The organism is Pseudomonas sp. JH-2 (assembly GCF_036231725.1).
In the GTDB taxonomy this organism is placed as follows: Bacteria; Pseudomonadota; Gammaproteobacteria; order Pseudomonadales; family Pseudomonadaceae; genus Pseudomonas; species Pseudomonas delhiensis.
This window is the reverse complement of record NZ_JAZAQP010000052.1, coordinates 1-17,974: the sequence shown is the minus strand read 5'-3', so window position 1 is coordinate 17,974 and position 17,974 is coordinate 1. Positions and strand designations below refer to the sequence as shown.

Sequence of the window (17,974 nt, the reverse complement as noted above, 5' to 3'; positions counted from 1 at the left end):
TCAGTCCTTGTCGGGGAGGGATGCCCGCGCGCACCAGCCGCAGGCGAAGGGCCGGCCGAGCAGCGCCGCGCGCGCCTCGGCGTCCAGCACCCAGAGGCGCGACTGCCAGGGCGGCTGGTGGCGCAGGTGCTGGGTATGGCCGCAGGACAACACTGCCACCCAGTGGCCGTCCTCGTCCTGATGGAAGTCAAGCAGGCGCGGCGGCTCGCGCACGGGCCATCCGTCCGCCTTCGGGTCGCTTTCATCCCCGGCCCGGCGTAAACTTGCCCGCTCAACTTCTTTTTCCGAAAGGTTCTTCCCCATGCAGATCGCAGCCAACAAGGCGGTTTCCATCGACTATACCCTGACCAACGACGCAGGTGAGGTCATCGACAGTTCCGCCGGCGGCGCTCCGCTGGTTTACCTGCATGGTGCCGGCAACATCATTTCCGGCCTGGAGAAGGCCCTGGAAGGCAAGCAGGTCGGTGACGAGCTGGACGTCGCCATCGAGCCGGGCGAAGCCTACGGCGAATACAGCGCCGAATTGGTCGCCACCCTGAGCCGCGAGATGTTCGAAGGCGTCGACGAGCTGCAGGTCGGCATGCAGTTCCACGCTTCGGCGCCGGACGGCGGCATGCAGATCGTCACCATCCGCGACATCGACGGCGACGACGTGACCGTCGACGGCAACCACCCGCTGGCCGGCCAGCGCCTGAACTTCAAGGTCAAGGTGGTCAACGTGCGCGACGCTTCCGCCGAGGAAGTCGCCCACGGCCACATCCATGGCGAAGGCGGCCACCACCACTGAGGTGTTTCGTCGGGCCGATTGATGGCCCGGTGACACCCGGTCGGAGCTGCTAAGCTTGTACCCGTGAAAGGCGCCTGAGGGCGCCTTTCGCATGCACGGATGCTGGGCCTTTTTCCCGAACCGACTGGGATGCGCTGCGTGGACGACTTGTCCGGCCGGGCGCACGGCACTTCGTGTGCCTATTTCATTCAAGGAGTACTCCAATGAGCGCTTTTCACGATCTGACTCTGCGTGGCCTGGACGGCCAGGATCTGCCGCTCTCCCCATTGAAGGGCAAGGTGGTGCTGGTGGTGAACGTCGCCTCCAGGTGTGGTCTGACCCCGCAGTACGCCGGGCTGGAGAAGCTCTACCAGCAATACCGCGACCGCGGCTTCGTGGTCCTGGGCCTGCCCTGCAACCAGTTCGCCGGCCAGGAACCGGGCAGCGAGACGGAAATCCAGTCGTTCTGCTCGCTGAACTACGGCGTCAGCTTCCCGATGTCGGCCAAGCTCGAGGTCAACGGCTCCGAGCGCCATCCGCTGTACCGCCTGCTGGCGGGCGAGGGCGCCGAGTTCCCCGGCGACATCACCTGGAACTTCGAGAAGTTCCTGCTCGCCCCCGACGGCCGCGTGCTGGCCCGCTTCAGCCCGCGCACCACGCCGGACGACCCGGCCCTGGTGCAGGCCATCGAGAAGGCCCTGGGCTGAGCCCGCGCCCCGGCAGGTGAGGGCGCTTGCGCCAATCCTGCCGGCATTTCTCTCCTACGCCTGTGCGCGGCGCCGCTGGCCGGGTTTAATCCCCGGACCGACCGAGGACGCCGCCATGACCCGATTCGTCGCCGAAACCCCTGACCTTGCCTGCGGGCCGGCCGCCCTGCGCCAGCTCATCGAGCAGCGCCGCTCGGTGCGCCGCTTCACCGACGAGCCGGTGCCGGACGCGGTGCTGCGCGACTGCCTGGAACTGGCGACCCTCGCGCCCAACTCCTGCAACCTGCAGCCCTGGAGCTTCCAGGTGATCCGCGAGCCGGCGCTGCGCCAGCGCCTGCACGAGGTCTGCCTGAACCAGAACGCCGCGCGCACCGCGCCGGTGCTGATCGCCGTGCTGGCGCGCCCGGACACCTGGCGCGAGGCCTGCCGCCAGGTGGTCGAGCAGTGGCCGGAGCCGCAGGTGCCGGAACAGGTGCGCAAGTTCTACGCGAAAGCCGCGCCCTTCCAGTACGACCAGGGCGCCTTTGGCCTGCGCGGCCTGTTCAAGCGTTGCCTGGTGCGCCTGGCCGGCCTGCGCCGGCCATTGATGCGCACGCCCAACAGCCATGGGCAGATGCGCCTGTGGGCGGTAAAATCCACGGCCCTGGCGGCGCAGAACCTGATGCTCGCGGTGCAGAGCCACGGCTACGCCAGCTGCCCCATGGAGGGCTTCGACGAGGTGCGCCTGCGCCGCGTACTGGACATCCCGCCGCGGGCCGTGCCGATCATGCTGCTGGCGGTGGGCCGGGCCAGCGAGCGCGGGGTGTACAACCCGCGCCTGCGCTTCCCGCTGGAGCAGCACGTCAGCTGGCATTGAGGCCGCCGGTTGTGGCGCGGAATCACCGCCATCAATAGTGCTGGGCAGGGCGAGACGACCGGTCATATCCTGCGCCCCATGAACACCCGCATCCGACTCGACAAGCGCGACCTCATCCTGGCCAAGGGCTCGGCGGTCATGACCCGCTGCGGCTACCACGGCACCGGGGTGCAGGACATCGTCCAGGCCGCGGGCATCCCCAAGGGCTCCTTCTACCACTACTTCGACAGCAAGGAAGACTTCGCCCTGCAGGCCCTGGAGCAGATCTACGGCCCGCGCCTGCAGCGCTACGCCCAAGCCCTGGGCAACCCGGCGCTGGGCCCGCGGGCGCGCATCCTCGGCTACTACGCCGAGCTGATGGCGCACTTCGCCCGCCAGGAAAAGGCCGAGTACCACTGCTTCATCGGCAGCCTGAGCTTCGAGATGGCCGAACTGTCGCCGGCCATCGGCGCCAAGGTCGACGCCATCCTCCAGCGCGGCGCCGACATCCTCCGCGACTGCCTGGCCCAGGCGCAGCGCGCCGGCGAGCTGGCGGCGGACGAGGACTGCGAGAACCTCGCCGCCTTCATCGCCAACGCCTGGCAGGGCGTGCTGGGGCGGCTGAAGACCAGCGGCTCGCTGCAACCCATGGAAGCCTTCATCGCCCGCCTGGAGCGGGTGCTGGCGGCCTGAACATCGTGCAACCCACTGACGGGACGCCCGGCCACCCGGCCGCCCCTGGAGAACTTTCGTGAGCGCATCCGTAGAGAGCCTGTTCGAACCCTTCCGCCTCGGCAACCTGGAGCTGCCGACCCGCGTGGTCATGGCCCCGATGACCCGCAACTTCAGCCCGGGCGGCGTGCCCCACGCCCAGGTGGTGGAGTACTACCGCCGCCGCGCCGCCGCCGGCGTCGGCCTGATCGTCACCGAAGGCACCACCGTCGGCCACAAGGCCGCCAACGGCTACCCGAACGTGCCGCGCTTCTACGGCGAGGACGCCCTGGCCGGCTGGAAGCAGGTGGTCGACGCGGTGCACGCCGAAGGCGGCAAGATCGTCCCGCAGCTGTGGCACGTCGGTTCCGTGCGCCGCCTGGGCGTGGAGCCGGACGCCAGCGTCCCCGGCTACGGCCCCAGCGGCAAGGTGAAGGACGGCCAGGAGCTGGTCCACGAGATGACCAAAGAGGACATCCGGGAAGTCATCGCCGCCTTCGCCCAGGCCGCCCGCGACGCCAAGGCCATCGGCATGGACGGCGTGGAGATCCACGGCGCCCACGGCTACCTGATCGACCAGTTCTTCTGGGACGGCAGCAACAAGCGCACCGACGAATACGGCGGCAGCCTGGCCAACCGTTCGCGCTTCGCCATTGAGCTGATCCGCGCCGTACGCGAGGCGGTGGGCCCGGACTACCCGATCATCTTCCGTTTCTCGCAGTGGAAGCAGCAGGACTACGGCGCACGCCTGGTACAGACCCCGGAAGAACTGGCGGCCTTCCTCGAGCCGCTGTCGGACGCCGGCGTGGACATCTTCCACTGCTCGACCCGCCGCTTCTGGATTCCCGAGTTCGAAGGCTCGGACCTCAACCTGGCCGGCTGGACGCGCCAGCTCACCGGCAAGCCGACCATCACCGTGGGCAACGTCGGCCTGGACGGCAGCGAGTTCCTCGCCTTCTTCGGCAAGACCGACGAAGTGGCCCAGCCCTCGGGCATCGAAGGCCTGCTGGAGCGCCTGGGCAAGCAGGAGTTCGACCTGGTGGCGGTGGGCCGCGCGCTGCTGGTGGACCCGGACTGGGCGCTGAAGGTGCGCGACGGCCGCCTGGCCGACATCAAGCCGTTCAGCCGCGATGCGCTGATGTCCCTGGCCTGATCGCCACGGATCGACGAAACCGCCCGGGGACATCCCCGGGCGGTTTCTTTCGTCAGATTCCTAAGGGCATTTCTGCCGTATTTACAAATCTTTTCCGAAGCAGGCCTTCCGATCTGCTGACTTGAAGGTCGGAAACGGGCATTGTAGGGCCGCCAACACAACAATAGGCCGGCACACGGCCAAAGGAGCTAAGCCATGCGGATTGGCCTGGTGGTGGATGCGACCTGCGACCTGCCCCCCGAATTCCTCGCCGCTAACAATATCCGCGTACTGCCCATCGGTATCCGGTTGGGCCAGCGCCGGATCATCGATGACCGCGACCCCGAGACCACCCTGCGCTTCTATTCCGAGGACCTGCCCAAGGTCGCCCCGGAGGACGGCAGCGAGCCGCTGACCGCTGCGGAAACCCAGGCCTGGTTCCTCGAACAACTGGTCACCGACTTCGACTACGTCATCTGCCTGACCGTCAGCAGCGCGCGCAGCCCGATCTTCGACAATGCCACCCAGGCCTCCTTCGGCCTGCTGCAGAGCTACCGCGAGCGCCGCGCCGCCGCCGGCATCGCCGGCCCCTTCGCGCTGCGCGTGGTGGACAGCCAGACGGTGTTCGCCGGCCTGGCGGTACTGGCCGCCGAAGGCGCGCGCCTGCTCGGCGAGGACCAGCACCCCAACGCCATTCGCACGCGCTTGGAACAGCTGAGCCAGCAGATGAACACCTTCCTGGTCGCCAACGACCTGGGCCACGTGCGCCGCCGCGGCTTCCAGAAGGGCGACCGCAGCAGCATCGGCGACCGCCTGCGCGGCGCCTTCCTCGGCATCGGCTCGATGCTCGACATGAAGCCGGTGCTGAGCCTGGTGCAGGGTGAGGACAAGCCGGTGTCGGTGTCGCCGAACTACGAGAAATCCGCCGAGCGCCTGCTCAACTTCGCCCGCGCGCGGGTGGAGGCCGGCGAGCTGCTGGCCCCGCACGTCGGCCTGAGCTACGCCGGCGACCCTTCGGCGCTGCGCGACCTGCCAGGCTTCGAGGCGCTGGAGAAGGCCTGTGGCGAACGCGGCATCGCCATGCACCTGGGCATGCTCAGCCCGACCGGGGGCATCAACCTCGGCGCCGGGGCCATGAGCCTGTCCTTCGCCGCCGAGCCCAAGCCCTTCGCCTGATCACTTGCGCACGGTATCGGCGCCCAGCGCGCCGGTGCCGTCGGCCGTCGCCGGCAGCGGCTGGCGGACGGCCTCCAGCAGGTAGCCCTCGAAGCGTTCGACGATGCCGCGCCATTCCAGGCGGCCGGCGTGCTGGCGCGCGTTCAGGCGTACCCGGCGCAGGTGCTCGCGGTCTTCCAGCAGCCAACTGGCGGCATCGATGAAGGCGGCCTCGTCGCCGGGAATCGCCAGGGCGCCGTCGTGCCCGTGGCGGATGTGCTGGGCCGCGGCGGCCTGGTCGTAGGCGACCACCGCCAGGCCCGAGGCCAGGGCCTCCAGGACCACGTTGCCGAAGGTCTCGGAGAGGCTGGGGAAGAGGAACAGGTCGCCGCTGGCGTAGTGCCGGGCCAGTTCCTCGCCGCGCTGCAGGCCGCAGAACACCGCCCCGGGCAATTCGCGGGCGAGCTGCGCGCGCTGCGGGCCGTCGCCGACTATCACCAGGCGCAGGTTCAGTTGTGGGTGGGCTGCCCGCAGTTGATCGAAAGCACGGCCGAGCAGGCCGAGGTTCTTCTCCGCGGCCAGGCGGCCGACGTGCAGCACGGCGATGTCCTGCTCGCCCAGGCCCCACTCGCGGCGCAAGGCGTCGTCGCGGCGGCCGGGCTGGAACAGCTGGCCGTCCACGCCGCGCGCCAGCTGGGCGAGGTGGGCGAAACCGCGGCGTTCCAGCTCCAGCGCCTGGCTGGCGCTGGGCACCAGGGTACGCAGGGTGCGGTTGTGGAACCAGCGCAGGTAGGCGGTCACCAGGCGCGTCAGCGGGCCCAGGCCGTAGTGCGCGCCGTACTGCTGGAAGTTGGTGTGGAAACCGCTCAGGGCGGGGATCCGCAGGCGCCTGGCGGCGCGCAGGGCGGCCAGCCCGAGCGGGCCTTCGGTGGCGATGTAGAGCACGTCCGGGCGCAGCCGCCGCCAGTGCCGCAGCAGCTTGTGCAGGCACGACTGGCCCCATTGCAGGCCGGGGTAGCCGGGCAGCGGCCAGCCGCGGGTGAGCAGCAGCTCGTCGTCGCTGTGGCGGCCGTCGTCGACGCTCTGCCGCGGGCGCACCACCTGCACCCGGTGGCCGAGCTGCAGCAGCCCGGCGGCGAGGCGCCCGAGGGTGTTGGCCACACCGTTGATCTCCGGCGGGAAGGTTTCGCTGATCAGCGCGATGCGCAGGGGAGTCGTGCTCATGAACGGCAGTCTCCGCCTGGCCGGTGTAGCGGGTGTGACGCCTGGATTGCGGAAATGTGACGGACGATTCGGGCGTTTCCCGCAAGGTTTTGGGAAAGGCCTGTCATAGAGCCTTCGCCCGGCTGTCACACGGGGCTGCTAGAGTGCCGCGATTTCCGATAGCCGCGATTTCCGATAACAGGGAGCCGACGATGAGCGACAAGCGCGACCAGAATCCCGGGCAGGACCTTGCCCAGCCACTGGCGGACGCCGGCCGCCGCCGCTTCCTCGGCGGTGCCGCGGCCCTGGGGGCCGGGGCGGCGCTGGTCGGCCTGGTGGGCGAGGGCACGGCCCGGGCCACCGAAACCGGGCGCGAGCTGAGCGGCGCCGAGCTGGACCGGGCGCTGCGCGAGCAGGTGAAGACCATAGTGGTGATCTACGCCGAGAACCGCAGCTTCAACAACCTGTTCGGCGACTTCCCCGGCGTGGAGAAACCGCTGTCGTCGCTGCAGCCGGCCGACTACCGGCAGCGCGACCGCGACGGCAGCCTGCTGGACCAGCTGCCGCCGGTGTACGGCGGCGTGCTGCAGGTCGGCCAGAGCCTGGAAGGGGTGAGCTACGCCGAGGGCGTGCAGTACCAGGAGAACCTGGCCAACGCGCCCTTCGCGCTCAAGGGCCCGCAGGGCGAGGACCTGCCCCTGGGCCTGGTGACCCGCGACCTCTGGCACGTGTTCTACCAGAACCAGATGCAGATCAACGGCGGGCGCAACGACATGTTCGTCGCCTGGGCCGACTCCGGCGCGTTGCCCATGGGCTACTACGCGCAGAGCCCCTACAGCCTGCGCCTGTGGGACCTGGCCCGGGACTTCGTGCTGTGCGACAACTTCTTCCAGGGCGCCTTCGGTGGTTCCTTCCTCAACCACCAGTACCTGGTGGCGGCCACCCCGCCGGTGTACCCGGACGTGCAAGACTCGCCGGCCCGCACACAGATCGCCCAACTGATGAGCGACGACCCCGCCGACCCGCGCCTGCAACCCCTGGAGGATTCGCCGGCCAGCGTCAGCGGCGGCGCACCGAAGTTCGGCCCCAGCGCCCTGACCCCCGACGGCTACGGCGTCAACACCATGCTCCCGCCGTTCTGGCCGACCGTGCAGCGCGACCCCCAGCGCCCGGACTACGCGCTGCCCGGCCAGCCCAACGTGATGGTGCCGCAGCGCCACGAGCACATCGGCGACAAGCTGAGCAAGAAGGGCGTCGACTGGGCCTGGTACGCCGGCGCCTGGGAAGCCACCCTGGAGCAGTACAGGAACTCCGCCGGCATCCCGAAGATCCCCAACTTCCAGTACCACCACCAGCCGTTCAACTACTTCGTCCAGCAGGGCCCGGAACACCCCGGGGAACGCGCGAAGCGCCTGCGCGACGGCGGCCTGGGCGACGACCCGTCGAGCAACCGCTTCTTCGCCGACGCCCGCGCCGGCACGCTGCCGGCGGTGACCTTCTACAAGCCCCAGGGCAACCTCAACATGCACGCCGGCTACGCCGACGTGGCCAGCGGCGACCGCCACATCGTGCGCGCGGTGAAGCACCTGATGGAAAGCCCGCAATGGCCGAACATGGTGATCGTCATCAGCGTGGACGAGAACGGCGGCTGGTGGGACCACGTGGCGCCGCCCCAGGGCGACCGCTGGGGCCCCGGCTCGCGCATTCCGGCGCTGGTGGTGTCGCCCTTCGCGCGCCACGGCACGGTGGACCACAGTGTCTACGACACCGGCTCCATCCTGCGCCTGATCACCCGGGTGTTCGACCTGGAGAAGCTCGACGGCCTGAAACTGCGCGACGACGCCATGCGCGCCCGCGGCCAGCAGCCCATGGGCGACCTGACCGCGGCACTGCGTTTCAGCGCATGAAGAAAGAGCGCCCCGGTACGCGCCGGGGCCGATGCCGCATTTAGCGCAAAACCCTACAGTCCAGCAGGAAACGCCCGGCAGCCGATGCCCGGCACCAGCGAGTAATTCGTTGTGCTTCCCTCACCCGCCGAACGGGGAAGGCCGAATCACCCGCTGGAGCACCCATGGGGCTGACCACCGCTCAACTGGACGAGCTGGGGCGTTCGCTGGACGCCAACCACCGCGAACTCCTGTTCCTCACCGTCGAACAGGCCAACCAACTGGCCCGCGATCATGCGACCAGTCATTTGCCCCCGGTCGGGGCGCCTGGCTTGTGCCAAGCCAACGGGCCGTTCGATGGCTCAGGGGCCTATCTTGACAGCCCGTTTCATTCGTTCGCGAGCACCCCCTGGGGCGTCCCGGTTGCGCTGGGTTCATTCGACACGGTGAACTTCGTCCGGCTGGTACGGGACCTCGGAGGCCTCAATACTCGGATCAGATATACCTTCTACCAAGGCAGGCAGTACGTCGTCCTGTCCGGTTACCCGGGGCTGCGCCGGATACTGACCGGCACGCGCTATTCCGTCGACAATGCCAAGCTGGTCCAGATGGGCGTAGGACGTTACGGCATTCGCGGCAGCTCCCTCAGTGGCTTCAGGCTTTCCTGCTACGTGGCAGTGGGGCTGGAGGTCCTTGAGTGGTACTTCAACGACCAGTTGAGCATGTTGGATTTGCTTGGTGGCGTTGGCGTCGAGTTGGTCAAGGCGGGGATCGCTTCGGCGGTTGGGTATGCGGTTGCTACAGGTATTAGTGTGATGTTTGGATTTGCTGTCCTTCCTGTGTTGGTTGGGGCATTAGTGGTATTTGGTGTTGGTGTCGGGTTGAATTTACTGGACCAACGCTATGGTATTAAACGGCGTGTGAGAGACTCTCTCCATTTCGCGGTGGACAATGCTTCCTCGCTTACAGCTCGATTCGAGGCGTTGGATGTAAATAACGTCAGAACTTATGCCGAACGTGCTGTCGGTGAAGTGATCGATGCTGCTGTGGACCAGGCGGTCGATGAGGCCAGGAACTGGTTGCTTAAACGCGTACCACCTGGTTTGGTGCCCGAGGTGCCTTTTCGGACGCGTATCTTGGAAAACCTCAATCTACCAAAGCTCTAATCCAGCCCATGAGATTCAATGAAGACGCGGTGACTCCCATTTCTGAACGATGGCTACGCCCTATCGGCTTCGCTCTGATATTGGTTGGGCTGGCAATAATTGTCGGGAGCTTGCTGATATGCATTGAAATGTTGTTTCCGATCTATCTTCGCCTCTGGCGACAGGCTCCCATAGTCGAAACGGTCTATCCGGCCTTCTTCATGATTGCTGGGCTGCTATTGGGCCCCGTGACCTTACTTGGTGGTTTCCACGGGCTGCTATTTAGAAAACCTCTAACCTCGCGAAGTCCGGTCTGGTTCAAGATCGCGTTATGGCTGTTCAAGGTTGGTGCCGTATTGATGATAGTGGTAGGGCCTGCATTGGCGATTGGTACCACTGCTGCACTTGCCGCCATGGACTACCAAACCTGCAGCCAACTACGCAGGTCCGGTTCTGGCTGGCAGGTCTTCTGGGTGAAGAACGACGGTTTCTGCTTCCGTCCGGACAGCTACATCGAGGACAACTGGCCCTGCAAGGACATGAACGGCAAGACCTACTGCCTCAGGGCTGATGGGTTGTAGCGGCCGGCATCCCGCCGCCTGGGGGATGCCGGAAGGGCAGGGCGAGCCCTGCCCCTGTACCCGCCGGCTCAGAAGTTGACCTTCAGGCCCAGGGTGAAGGCCTGGTCGCGGTAGCCGTTGTCGCCGTGCTGGCGGGCCACTTCGCCCCAGACGTTGACCCGGCTGTTGAGCTTGCTGGTGGCGCCCAGCTTGACCTCCAGGATGTCGTTGGCGCCGTCCATGTCGAAGCGGGTGTTGCCCATCTTCGCGCCGAAGTCGTCGGAGTTGTGGATCCAGTTGGCCTCCAGGTAGGGCTCGACGCCATAGGTGCCGGCGAAGCCCTGCGCGTCATTGCTGCGCAGTGCGGCGCGGGCGCCCAGGCGGGTCATGAGGTTGCCGTCGCCGCGTCCGGTGACGCGGGTGCCGTTGGCCTCGCGGTGGCTGTCGGCCTTGACGCCCATGTAGACCACTTGCGCCTGGGGTTGCACGTACACGCTGGCCTTCTCGGTGCGGGCCACGCGGAAGGTCTTGCCGGCCTCGACGGAGGCGGTGATGCCGTCGGAGTCGTAGTGCTCCTTGGCCAGTTGCTCGCCATGCACCTCGTTGTCGAAGCGGTTGTACAGCACCCAGGTGTCGACATAGGCGCCATTCTCGTCGTCGCGGTCCTCGTACCAGGTGCCGTAGAGGCCGAGGCTGTAGCCATCGATCTCGCCCCTGGCGCTGTAGCCGGTGATCCGCGAGCGGCTGGTGGAATTGCCGTTGGCGTAGCCGCCCAGTACCCCGAGCACCCAGTCGCCCTTGTCGTTGCTGTAGCGCAGCAGGTCGCTGCCGAGCTGGATGACGTAGCGGTTGCTTTCGGTCTTCAGCTGGCCGGTGCTGTCGTTCCAGCGGCTGGCGCCGTCGACGCTGCGCAGCCACAGCATCGAGGTCCTGGCCTCGCCGGTGTCCGGATCGACGTAGGTCAGGTTGCCGGTGCGGTCGTGCAGGCGGTGCAGGAACAGGGTGTTGGCTGCCGCCAGGTTGGCGGTGTAGGCGCCGCCCTCCGGCTGGCGGATGCGGTCCCCGTCGCTGGGCGGGGCCGGCGGTGCCGGGGGCTCCGGGATGGGCGGGATGCCGGGCTCGGGATCGGGCCCCGGTTCCGGCTGCGGCTCAGGTTCGGGCTCGGGTTCCGGCTCGGGATCGACGGTGGGCTTGTAGGAGGTCAGGTACCAGTCCTTGTCCGAGCCGGTGGAGCCGACGAAGGTGCCGCCACGACGCAGCAGGTATTCGTAGCCGCCTTCGGTCACCCGGTCGGACTGGAACTCGCCGGCGGACAAGCCGGCCACCTCGATCATGCGGATGCCCTCGATGGTCTGCTCGCCCGTGCCGGTGGTGTTGTTCACCGTCACCCGGGTGTCGCCGGAGGTGTCGCCATTGACCACCAGGCGGTCGGTGGCCGAGTTGTCGTCGCCCAGGTGGGTGTTCATCACCAGGCGCCCACCGCCGGTGAAGTCGCCGTCCACGGTCAGGGTCTTGTACTGGTAGTCGCTCGCGTCCCCCTGGCGCAGGTAGGCCAGGGTGGCGCCGCTACCCAGGTTCAGCGAGCTGAGGTTGGAGTCGGCGCTCAGGTCCCAGCGGCTGGCGCCCTCGATGGCCAGGTGGATCTCCCCGGCGCTGGCGGTGGCGGTGCTGCCGTTGAAGTAGGAGCCGGCGGCCATCTTCAGGTCGATGACGCCGCCCTGGTCGGCGAGCAGCCTGGCCCCCAGGCGACCGTCTTGGTCGCTGGCCGCGCTGCTGTCGAGGTGGTAGATGGCGGCCTGGCCGCTGTTGATCCGCGAGCCGGCGCCGCTGGCGTAGAGGGCCCGGTTGCCGTCGGTCACGTTGACGCGGGTGTCGCCGTCGAGGTTGACCACGCCGCCACGGGGGCCATTGGCATCGCTGAGTGTCTGGGCGTAGATGCCGTAGGCGTTGTTCTTCTCGGTGGCGATGCTGGTGTCGCCCAGGTTGATCACCCCGCCACGGTTGGCATAGACGGCATGGGCCGCGTTGCCCTTGGTGAGGATCACGCTGCCGTCGCCCAGGGTGACTTCGGCGTCACCCTTGTAGCTGCTCGCGCTCAGGTCACGGTTGCCGGCGTACACGGCGTAGCCGGTGCCGTCGAGCCAGTTGGAGGCGCCGCCATGGGTGGTGACGTGCGCATCCTTGCCGATCACGATCTGGTTCTTGCCGCCGTTCTTCGAGGTGTTGGCGCGCACGCCCATGCCCGTGCCTTCGGCGGTGATGGAGGCCCCGTCGCCGATGGTGACCGTCGAGTTGATCGCGTTCTCGGTGACATTGATGCCGTCCGCCGAGGAGCCCCTGGTGACGATGGTCAGCGAGTCGGCGCGGATGTTGTTGGTGCCGATGTTGGCCTGGATGGCGTCCGCGGTGGAGCCGGTGGTGGTGATCAGCAGGTTCTTCAGGTTGTAGGTCGAGCTGTTGCCGTAGATGCCGAAGCCGGCCAGGCCGGAGCTGCCGCCGGTGGAGCCGTTGGCGGTGGTGTTGATCACGACGTTGTCGTAGCCGGCGGGGTTGCCGAAGTACAAGGGCACGTCGCAGGTCAGGGTGCTGCTGGCGGCATCGCCGGTGCAGCCGGCGTTGGCCCCCTGCATGGGCAATGACAGGGCCGCGGCCAAGGCGACGTGAAGCGCCAGGGCTGTCTTCTGGAATCGCATGGTTCACCTCCTTGCACCGCCGCTTCGCGGAAGGGCGGGGCTTGAGCCAACGCGCGTCAGGGCACGAGGAGAAGGAATGCGGCAGCTGCGGGCTGCCGATGCCGATCCGCCAGCGTTGGACGATGGGGCCTGGACTGGCCAGGCAGGCTGGGTGCGCAGCTGTGCCGCGCCACCACGAGGCTTCTGGTGAGGCGGTGGTGTAGGAATATTCTTTGGAGCGAGGAGGAAAAAACCAATTGATATAAGTCAGCCGATTTTCTTGACCGTCCGGCTTGAAACCCGTCTTTTCGAAATTCTTTGATGAGGGGCAGTTTTATGGCGCCAGAAAAACATCGAGCGCGAACGGAACGCGAAAGCGGCTGCGAATAAGTTGCGATTCAGCGCAAGGCGGCGCCACGAGGAGGGGAAGAAGTGGCAGGCATGGACTGGGGAGGAAGGGGCATCCCGCAACGGGGGGCGCCGCTGCAGGATGAGAAGGGAAGGACGATGCGCCCGGGTTATTTCACCAGCGCCTTCTCCCCCTCCTCGCGCACCCAGAACAGCACCGCGCCGGCCACGGCGGCGGGCATGGCGACCAGGTTGACCACCGGGATCAGCAGCGCGAGGTAGGTGATGCCGCCGAAGCCCATGCAGGCCCAGCGCTTGCTGCGCAGCCAGGCGAGCATTTCGTTCCAGCCCAGCTTGTGGTTGTCCGCCGGATAGTCGATGTACTGCACGGCCATCATCCACACGCCGAACACCAGCCACAGCGGGGTGGCGATGATGTTCAGGCCGGGGATCAGGCTGAGGACGAACAGGGCGATGGCCCGTGGCAGGAAGTAGCCGAGCTTGCGCAGTTCGCGGGCGACGGTGCGCGGCACCATGGCGGCCAGTTCGGCCCAGCTGAAGGCCGGGAAGTCGTCCTGGCCGCGCACCACCACCTCGACCTTCTCGGCGAGGAAGCCGTTGAACGGCGAGGCGATCAGGTTGGCCACCAGGGTAAAGCTGAAGAACAGGATCAGCAGCACCAGCAGGACGAACAGCGGCCAGAGGATGTACTGGAGGAAGTCCAGCCACTGCGGCAGGCTGGGCATCAGCCAGTCGACCCAGTGGCTGAACTGGTTCACCGCGAAGCCGATCAGGCCGACGAACAGCAGCAGGTTGATCGTCAGGGGCAGCAGCACGAACAGGCGCAGTCCCGGGCGCATCATGAGTTTCAGGCCTTCGCCGAGGTATTGCGGGCCGCTCAGGGTGGACATGGAACATCTCCGTAGGAAACCAGCTTGCGACCTTAGCAGGGCCGGCGCACGCTCGCGAGCCGTCTGTTTTGCCTGTTGTGTGGGGTTCAGGCGCGGTAGCGGCTGTAGTGGTTGCGCTGTTGCTTGGCGCGGTACATGGCGCTGTCGGCGGCGTGGATCAGGCCTTCGGCGTCGCCGGCGTCGGCCGGGTAGAGGGCGATGCCGATGCTGGCGGAGAGGAACTCCAGGCGCTGCTCGCCGGCGTGGTAGTCCTGGTTGAGGCTGGCCAGCAGGCGCCCGGCCAGGCGCTCGGCGCTGTCGCAGTCCACGCCTTCGAGGACCACCGCGAACTCGTCGCCGCCCAGGCGGAAGGCCATGTCCGGCTGGCGCAGGTTGCCGCGCAGGCGCTCGCCCACGGCGACCAGCACGGCGTCGCCGGCGGCGTGGCCGAAGCGGTCGTTGACCGGCTTGAAGTGGTCCAGGTCTACGTACAGCAGGGCCACGCTGGTGCCTTGCGCGCAGCGCTGCAGGGCCAGGGGCAACTGTTCGCCGAAGGCCTTGCGGTTGCCCAGGCCGGTCAGCGCGTCGCGGTAGGCGAGGTCGAGCAGGCGCTGCTGGTAGGCGACCTGCAGGCTGATGTCGCGGAGGATGCCGCGGAAGCCGCGGAACTGCCCCTGGGCGTCGGTGATCGGCGAGACCTTCGTCTCGAAGATCACGCGCTGGCCGTCGCGGCGCTTGAAGGGCGCGGCGAAGGTGGTTTCCTGCTCGCCGTCGCGCACCTGCTGGTAGAGGCCGCGGGCGCGCGCCACGTCCTGTTCGTCGAGCAGTTCCCGGTAGGAGTGGCCTTCCACTTCCTCGGCCGTGTAGCCGAGCAGGCGGCAGAAGGCGGCATTTACCGTGAGCACCAAGCCGTCGCCGTCCATCTCGAAGTAGCCGTCGCGGATGCTGTCGAGAATGGCGCGGTCGCGGGCCTCGCTGCGCTCCAGGCGTTCGAGCATCTGGTTGACTTCGCAGGCCAGTTGGCCGACTTCGTCGCGGCCCATGTCGGCCAGCCGGGCGGGGCCGGTGTCGGCGCCGATGTTCGCCACCCCGCGGTTGAGCCGCTGCACGCGGCGGATCACCCAGATTTCCAGGACCAGGTAGGCCAGCAGCAGGGCGGTGAGGCTGATCAGCAAGGTCATGCCGAGGAACAGGCGGATGGCCTCCTGGCCCTGCTGGTAGGCGACCCGCGACTTGCCGATGGCCAGGCTGAACTGCGGCGTGTCGGTGGCGTCCAGGAACAGCAGGGTGACCTGCTGGGTATCGGCGTCGAGCACCCGCCGCGGGCTCAGCAGGGTGCCGCCGTTGCGCCCCGGCAGGTGCAGGGTGCGCCAGCCGTCGCCGGGCGTCACCCCGGGTTGCACCTGCAGGCGCGCGTCCATCTGCTCCTGCAGGGCGCGCATGTGGCGCTGGTCGAGCAGGTAGCCGGCGACGATGGCGCCGACCGGCTCGGCGCGGCCCAGGTTGTCGCTGATCGGCTGGCTGAGCAGCAGCAGCGGGGTGCCGTCCACCAGCAGCCATTGCGCCAGGCTGCGCGACGGATCGCCCTGCAGGTCCAGCACGCCCAGCTCCAGGGCGCGGCGCAGCAGGTCCTGGCGCAGTCGCTCGGGGCTGGGCGCGCCGGCTATCGCCTGGGGCGCGGCGAGCCGTGCCTCGTCCCAGCGCTGGGTGACCACGCGGCCCCGGCGGTCGAGGTAGAGCGCGAAGTCGAAGCCCAGGTTGCCGAGCATGTCGATGTCCAGGTTCTCCCGCACGAACCCCGGCGTGGGGTGCGAGACGAAGCCGTAGCTGGCGTCCCACCAGGCATAGCTGCGCAGCAGGTCCAGGTGGCGCTGCTTCTCGAAGGCCAGGCGGTTGTCGAGCACGCGCACCTCGTCGTACAGGCGCTGGCGGTCGTCGCGGTCGAAGCGTTCGAGCAGGATGTGCTCGGACAGCAGCCAGATGCCCAGCAGGCTGAGGGCCAGCAGCGGCAGGAACAGCAGGAGCAGTCGTTTTCTCAGGGTCATGCCGGGCGCGCAGGTGGGAGAGGGGACGAATACTGAGTCTAGTTGGCCTGCCGCGGGGGATAGCCGGCCTCTATCGGGGGCATTGAGATTGGGCATTTCGTTCGCGGCGTGGCGGGCCTTACGCTGCGCGGCAATCCCCAGTCGCGAACGGATCGGCCGGCGAAGCGGAATGTCCCTGACTTATCTCAAAGTGACTTTGGGAAACGTCTGACAGACTTCAGGCCGTGGGTGACTCCACGGCAGCGCCGCTCGCTCCTGACGGCCCTGCCTTCCTCGCGATCTGTGCGTTCTGTGGGAGCTGCCGCGCCTCCCAACCTTCCCCCAGGTACCTTGGCAGCTCCCTTTTCTTGTTCGACGAGGAGTCAGCCATGCCTGAAGTTCGTCATGCCCGCGTCATCATCCTGGGTTCCGGCCCCGCCGGTTACTCGGCCGCCGTCTATGCCGCCCGCGCCAACCTCAAGCCGCTGCTGATCACCGGCCTGCAGGCCGGCGGCCAACTGACCACCACCACCGAGGTGGACAACTGGCCCGGCGACCCCCATGGCCTCACCGGCCCTGCGCTGATGCAGCGCATGCAGGAGCACGCCGAGCGCTTCGAGACCGAGATCGTCTTCGACCACATCAACGCCGTGGACCTGGCCGGCAAGCCCCTGGTGCTCAAGGGCGACAGCGGCACCTACACGGCCGACGCGCTGATCATCGCCACCGGCGCCAGCGCCCGCTACCTGGGCCTGCCTTCGGAAGCGGCGTTCATGGGCAAGGGCGTTTCCGCCTGCGCCACCTGCGACGGCTTCTTCTACCGCAACCGCGAAGTGGCGGTGGTCGGTGGCGGCAACACGGCGGTGGAGGAGACGCTGTACCTGGCCAACATCGCCAGCAAGGTGACCCTGGTGCACCGCCGCGAGACCTTCCGCGCCGAGAAGATCCTGCAGGACAAGCTGCGTGCCCGTATCGCCGAAGGGAAAATCGCCCTGAAGCTCAATGCCCAGGTGGAAGAGGTGCTGGGTGACGACATGGGCGTCACCGGCGTGCGCCTGCGCAACAACGATGGCGGCGCCGAGGAACTGCAGGTGGACGGCCTGTTCGTGGCCATCGGGCATACCCCGAACACCTCGCTGCTCGAGAACCAGCTGCAACTGAAGGACGGCTACCTGGTGGTCAACGGCGGCCGCGACGGCAACGCCACCGCCACCAACATCCCCGGCGTGTTCGCCGCCGGCGACGTGGCCGACCACGTCTACCGCCAGGCCATCACCTCGGCCGGCGCCGGCTGCATGGCGGCGCTGGACGTGGAGCGCTACCTGGATTCGCTGTAACGGCCCCAAGAGCCGGCGTGCAGGACGGAGCCCCGCTGGTCGGGGCTTTTTCCTTTTTGACGGGGGCGCCGTGGTAGCCGTCCGCGATCATCCGTCGTTGAAAACGGCGGATAACGCCGTAGGCGTTATGCGCCCTACGTGGGAACCCGGGAGCTTCGGATTTCGCTTCACGCCGAACAGTCCCCTCTTCCGCTTGCGGGGGAGGGTTAGGGAGGGGGCCGAGTCAGGGTTCGCGAGCAAGCTCGCTCCTACGAAAAGCAGCGGCTCTTGTTCTGGTTTTGGGACTTCCAGAGAAACAACCGCGCGCACCGGAACGCCCCTTCAGAAGGCCGAGCGAAACCGGCGCTCAGGAGGTCATGCGACATGGATGTCGCTAGAGCCCCGATCAGCACAGGGACGTGCTGTCGGGGCGGGCCTCCGTGGCGGGGGAATTCGTGAGGGTAGCCCGGCTTCATCGGGCCCGTATGCGGGGCAAGCCTTTTTGGTTCCTTTTTGCGGGGGTGGCCTTCCACCGTTTGACAAAAGGGACTCGCCCGAGGGGGCGAAACAAGAAACATCAACGCACTCGGAGCGGCGCGCTACACCCAAACCCAATAGACAGTT

The 17,974-nt window shown here is 67.5% G+C and carries 15 protein-coding genes; 10 read left to right on the top strand and 5 right to left on the bottom strand.

Annotation, left to right across the window (positions count from 1 at the left end; all coding sequences use genetic code 11):
* On the bottom strand, positions 1 to 333 hold the full coding sequence (locus VV867_RS25965) for a DUF3565 domain-containing protein (RefSeq protein ID WP_328567945.1): 333 nt from the start codon (positions 331 to 333) through the stop codon (positions 1 to 3).
* Here VV867_RS25965 and VV867_RS25960 point away from each other — a divergent pair.
* The 6 genes from VV867_RS25960 (at position 302) to VV867_RS25935 (ending at position 5,327) form a co-directional block, all read left to right on the top strand.
* On the top strand, positions 302 to 787 hold the full coding sequence (locus tag VV867_RS25960) for an FKBP-type peptidyl-prolyl cis-trans isomerase (RefSeq protein WP_109934169.1): 486 nt from the start codon (positions 302 to 304) through the stop codon (positions 785 to 787). The genes VV867_RS25965 and VV867_RS25960 overlap by 32 nt on opposite strands.
* 203 nt (positions 788 to 990) lie before the next feature.
* Positions 991 to 1,473, top strand: coding sequence for a glutathione peroxidase (locus VV867_RS25955; RefSeq protein ID WP_089389632.1), 483 nt, complete (start codon positions 991 to 993; stop codon positions 1,471 to 1,473).
* A gap of 115 nt (positions 1,474 to 1,588) precedes the next feature.
* Positions 1,589 to 2,329, top strand: a complete 741-nt coding sequence (locus VV867_RS25950) for a nitroreductase family protein (protein ID WP_109934168.1) — start codon at positions 1,589 to 1,591, stop codon at positions 2,327 to 2,329.
* 78 nt (positions 2,330 to 2,407) lie between these two features.
* Complete coding sequence (locus VV867_RS25945) at positions 2,408 to 3,001, top strand: TetR/AcrR family transcriptional regulator (RefSeq protein WP_328567944.1); 594 nt, start codon at positions 2,408 to 2,410, stop codon at positions 2,999 to 3,001.
* A 58-nt stretch (positions 3,002 to 3,059) separates the two neighbouring features.
* On the top strand, positions 3,060 to 4,172 hold the full coding sequence (locus VV867_RS25940; RefSeq protein WP_328567943.1) for an NADH:flavin oxidoreductase: 1,113 nt from the start codon (positions 3,060 to 3,062) through the stop codon (positions 4,170 to 4,172).
* A gap of 195 nt (positions 4,173 to 4,367) precedes the next feature.
* Positions 4,368 to 5,327, top strand: a complete 960-nt coding sequence (locus VV867_RS25935) for a DegV family protein (RefSeq protein ID WP_328567942.1) — start codon at positions 4,368 to 4,370, stop codon at positions 5,325 to 5,327.
* Here VV867_RS25935 and VV867_RS25930 read toward each other — a convergent pair whose 3' ends face one another.
* Positions 5,328 to 6,530, bottom strand: coding sequence for a glycosyltransferase family 4 protein (locus VV867_RS25930; protein ID WP_328567941.1), 1,203 nt, complete (start codon positions 6,528 to 6,530; stop codon positions 5,328 to 5,330). It lies immediately after the preceding gene.
* 191 nt (positions 6,531 to 6,721) lie between these two features.
* Here VV867_RS25930 and acpA point away from each other — a divergent pair, with 191 nt between their 5' ends.
* The 3 genes from acpA (at position 6,722) to VV867_RS25915 (ending at position 10,121) form a co-directional block, all read left to right on the top strand.
* Entirely contained in the window at positions 6,722 to 8,416 is a 1,695-nt protein-coding gene (gene acpA / locus VV867_RS25925) for an acid phosphatase (protein WP_328567940.1), read from the top strand.
* Positions 8,417 to 8,580: 164 nt separating this feature from the next.
* Positions 8,581 to 9,561: a hypothetical protein gene (locus VV867_RS25920; protein ID WP_328567939.1), complete on the top strand. Its 981-nt coding sequence runs from the start codon at positions 8,581 to 8,583 to the stop codon at positions 9,559 to 9,561.
* Positions 9,562 to 9,569: 8 nt separating this feature from the next.
* On the top strand, positions 9,570 to 10,121 hold the full coding sequence (locus tag VV867_RS25915; RefSeq protein WP_328567938.1) for a hypothetical protein: 552 nt from the start codon (positions 9,570 to 9,572) through the stop codon (positions 10,119 to 10,121).
* A 68-nt stretch (positions 10,122 to 10,189) separates the two neighbouring features.
* Here the strand turns inward: VV867_RS25915 and VV867_RS25910 are convergent, their stop codons facing one another.
* The 3 genes from VV867_RS25910 to VV867_RS25900 all read right to left on the bottom strand — a co-directional run bounded on the left by VV867_RS25910 (position 10,190) and on the right by VV867_RS25900 (position 16,055).
* A complete protein-coding gene (locus VV867_RS25910) occupies positions 10,190 to 12,793 on the bottom strand; it encodes an autotransporter outer membrane beta-barrel domain-containing protein (protein WP_328567937.1) in 2,604 nt (867 codons plus the stop codon).
* 497 nt (positions 12,794 to 13,290) lie between these two features.
* Positions 13,291 to 14,031 (bottom strand): sulfate transporter CysZ, encoded by a 741-nt coding sequence (gene cysZ, locus VV867_RS25905; protein WP_328567936.1) that lies wholly within the window; start codon positions 14,029 to 14,031, stop codon positions 13,291 to 13,293.
* 86 nt (positions 14,032 to 14,117) lie between these two features.
* A complete protein-coding gene (locus VV867_RS25900; protein WP_109934157.1) occupies positions 14,118 to 16,055 on the bottom strand; it encodes a sensor domain-containing diguanylate cyclase in 1,938 nt (645 codons plus the stop codon).
* Between the two features lie 368 nt (positions 16,056 to 16,423).
* Here VV867_RS25900 and trxB point away from each other — a divergent pair, with 368 nt between their 5' ends.
* Complete coding sequence (gene trxB / locus VV867_RS25895) at positions 16,424 to 17,371, top strand: thioredoxin-disulfide reductase (protein WP_328567935.1); 948 nt, start codon at positions 16,424 to 16,426, stop codon at positions 17,369 to 17,371.
* Positions 17,372 to 17,974: the final 603 nt, after the last annotated feature.

Excerpts from the sequence above, each read along its gene's own strand:
- VV867_RS25960 (WP_109934169.1), top strand. The coding sequence starts at position 302 with ATGCAGATCGCAGCCAACAAGGCGGTTTCCATCGACTATACCCTGACC.
- VV867_RS25965 (WP_328567945.1), bottom strand. The coding sequence starts at position 333 with ATGGAAACCGCCTTGTTGGCTGCGATCTGCATGGGGAAGAACCTTTCG.
- VV867_RS25955 (WP_089389632.1), top strand. The coding sequence starts at position 991 with ATGAGCGCTTTTCACGATCTGACTCTGCGTGGCCTGGACGGCCAGGAT.
- VV867_RS25950 (WP_109934168.1), top strand. The coding sequence starts at position 1,589 with ATGACCCGATTCGTCGCCGAAACCCCTGACCTTGCCTGCGGGCCGGCC.
- VV867_RS25945 (WP_328567944.1), top strand. The coding sequence starts at position 2,408 with ATGAACACCCGCATCCGACTCGACAAGCGCGACCTCATCCTGGCCAAG.
- VV867_RS25935 (WP_328567942.1), top strand. The coding sequence starts at position 4,368 with ATGCGGATTGGCCTGGTGGTGGATGCGACCTGCGACCTGCCCCCCGAA.
- VV867_RS25930 (WP_328567941.1), bottom strand. The coding sequence starts at position 6,530 with ATGAGCACGACTCCCCTGCGCATCGCGCTGATCAGCGAAACCTTCCCG.
- acpA (WP_328567940.1), top strand. The coding sequence starts at position 6,722 with ATGAGCGACAAGCGCGACCAGAATCCCGGGCAGGACCTTGCCCAGCCA.
- VV867_RS25920 (WP_328567939.1), top strand. The coding sequence starts at position 8,581 with ATGGGGCTGACCACCGCTCAACTGGACGAGCTGGGGCGTTCGCTGGAC.
- VV867_RS25915 (WP_328567938.1), top strand. The coding sequence starts at position 9,570 with ATGAGATTCAATGAAGACGCGGTGACTCCCATTTCTGAACGATGGCTA.
- VV867_RS25910 (WP_328567937.1), bottom strand. The coding sequence starts at position 12,793 with ATGCGATTCCAGAAGACAGCCCTGGCGCTTCACGTCGCCTTGGCCGCG.
- cysZ (WP_328567936.1), bottom strand. The coding sequence starts at position 14,031 with ATGTCCACCCTGAGCGGCCCGCAATACCTCGGCGAAGGCCTGAAACTC.
- VV867_RS25900 (WP_109934157.1), bottom strand. The coding sequence starts at position 16,055 with ATGACCCTGAGAAAACGACTGCTCCTGCTGTTCCTGCCGCTGCTGGCC.
- trxB (WP_328567935.1), top strand. The coding sequence starts at position 16,424 with ATGCCTGAAGTTCGTCATGCCCGCGTCATCATCCTGGGTTCCGGCCCC.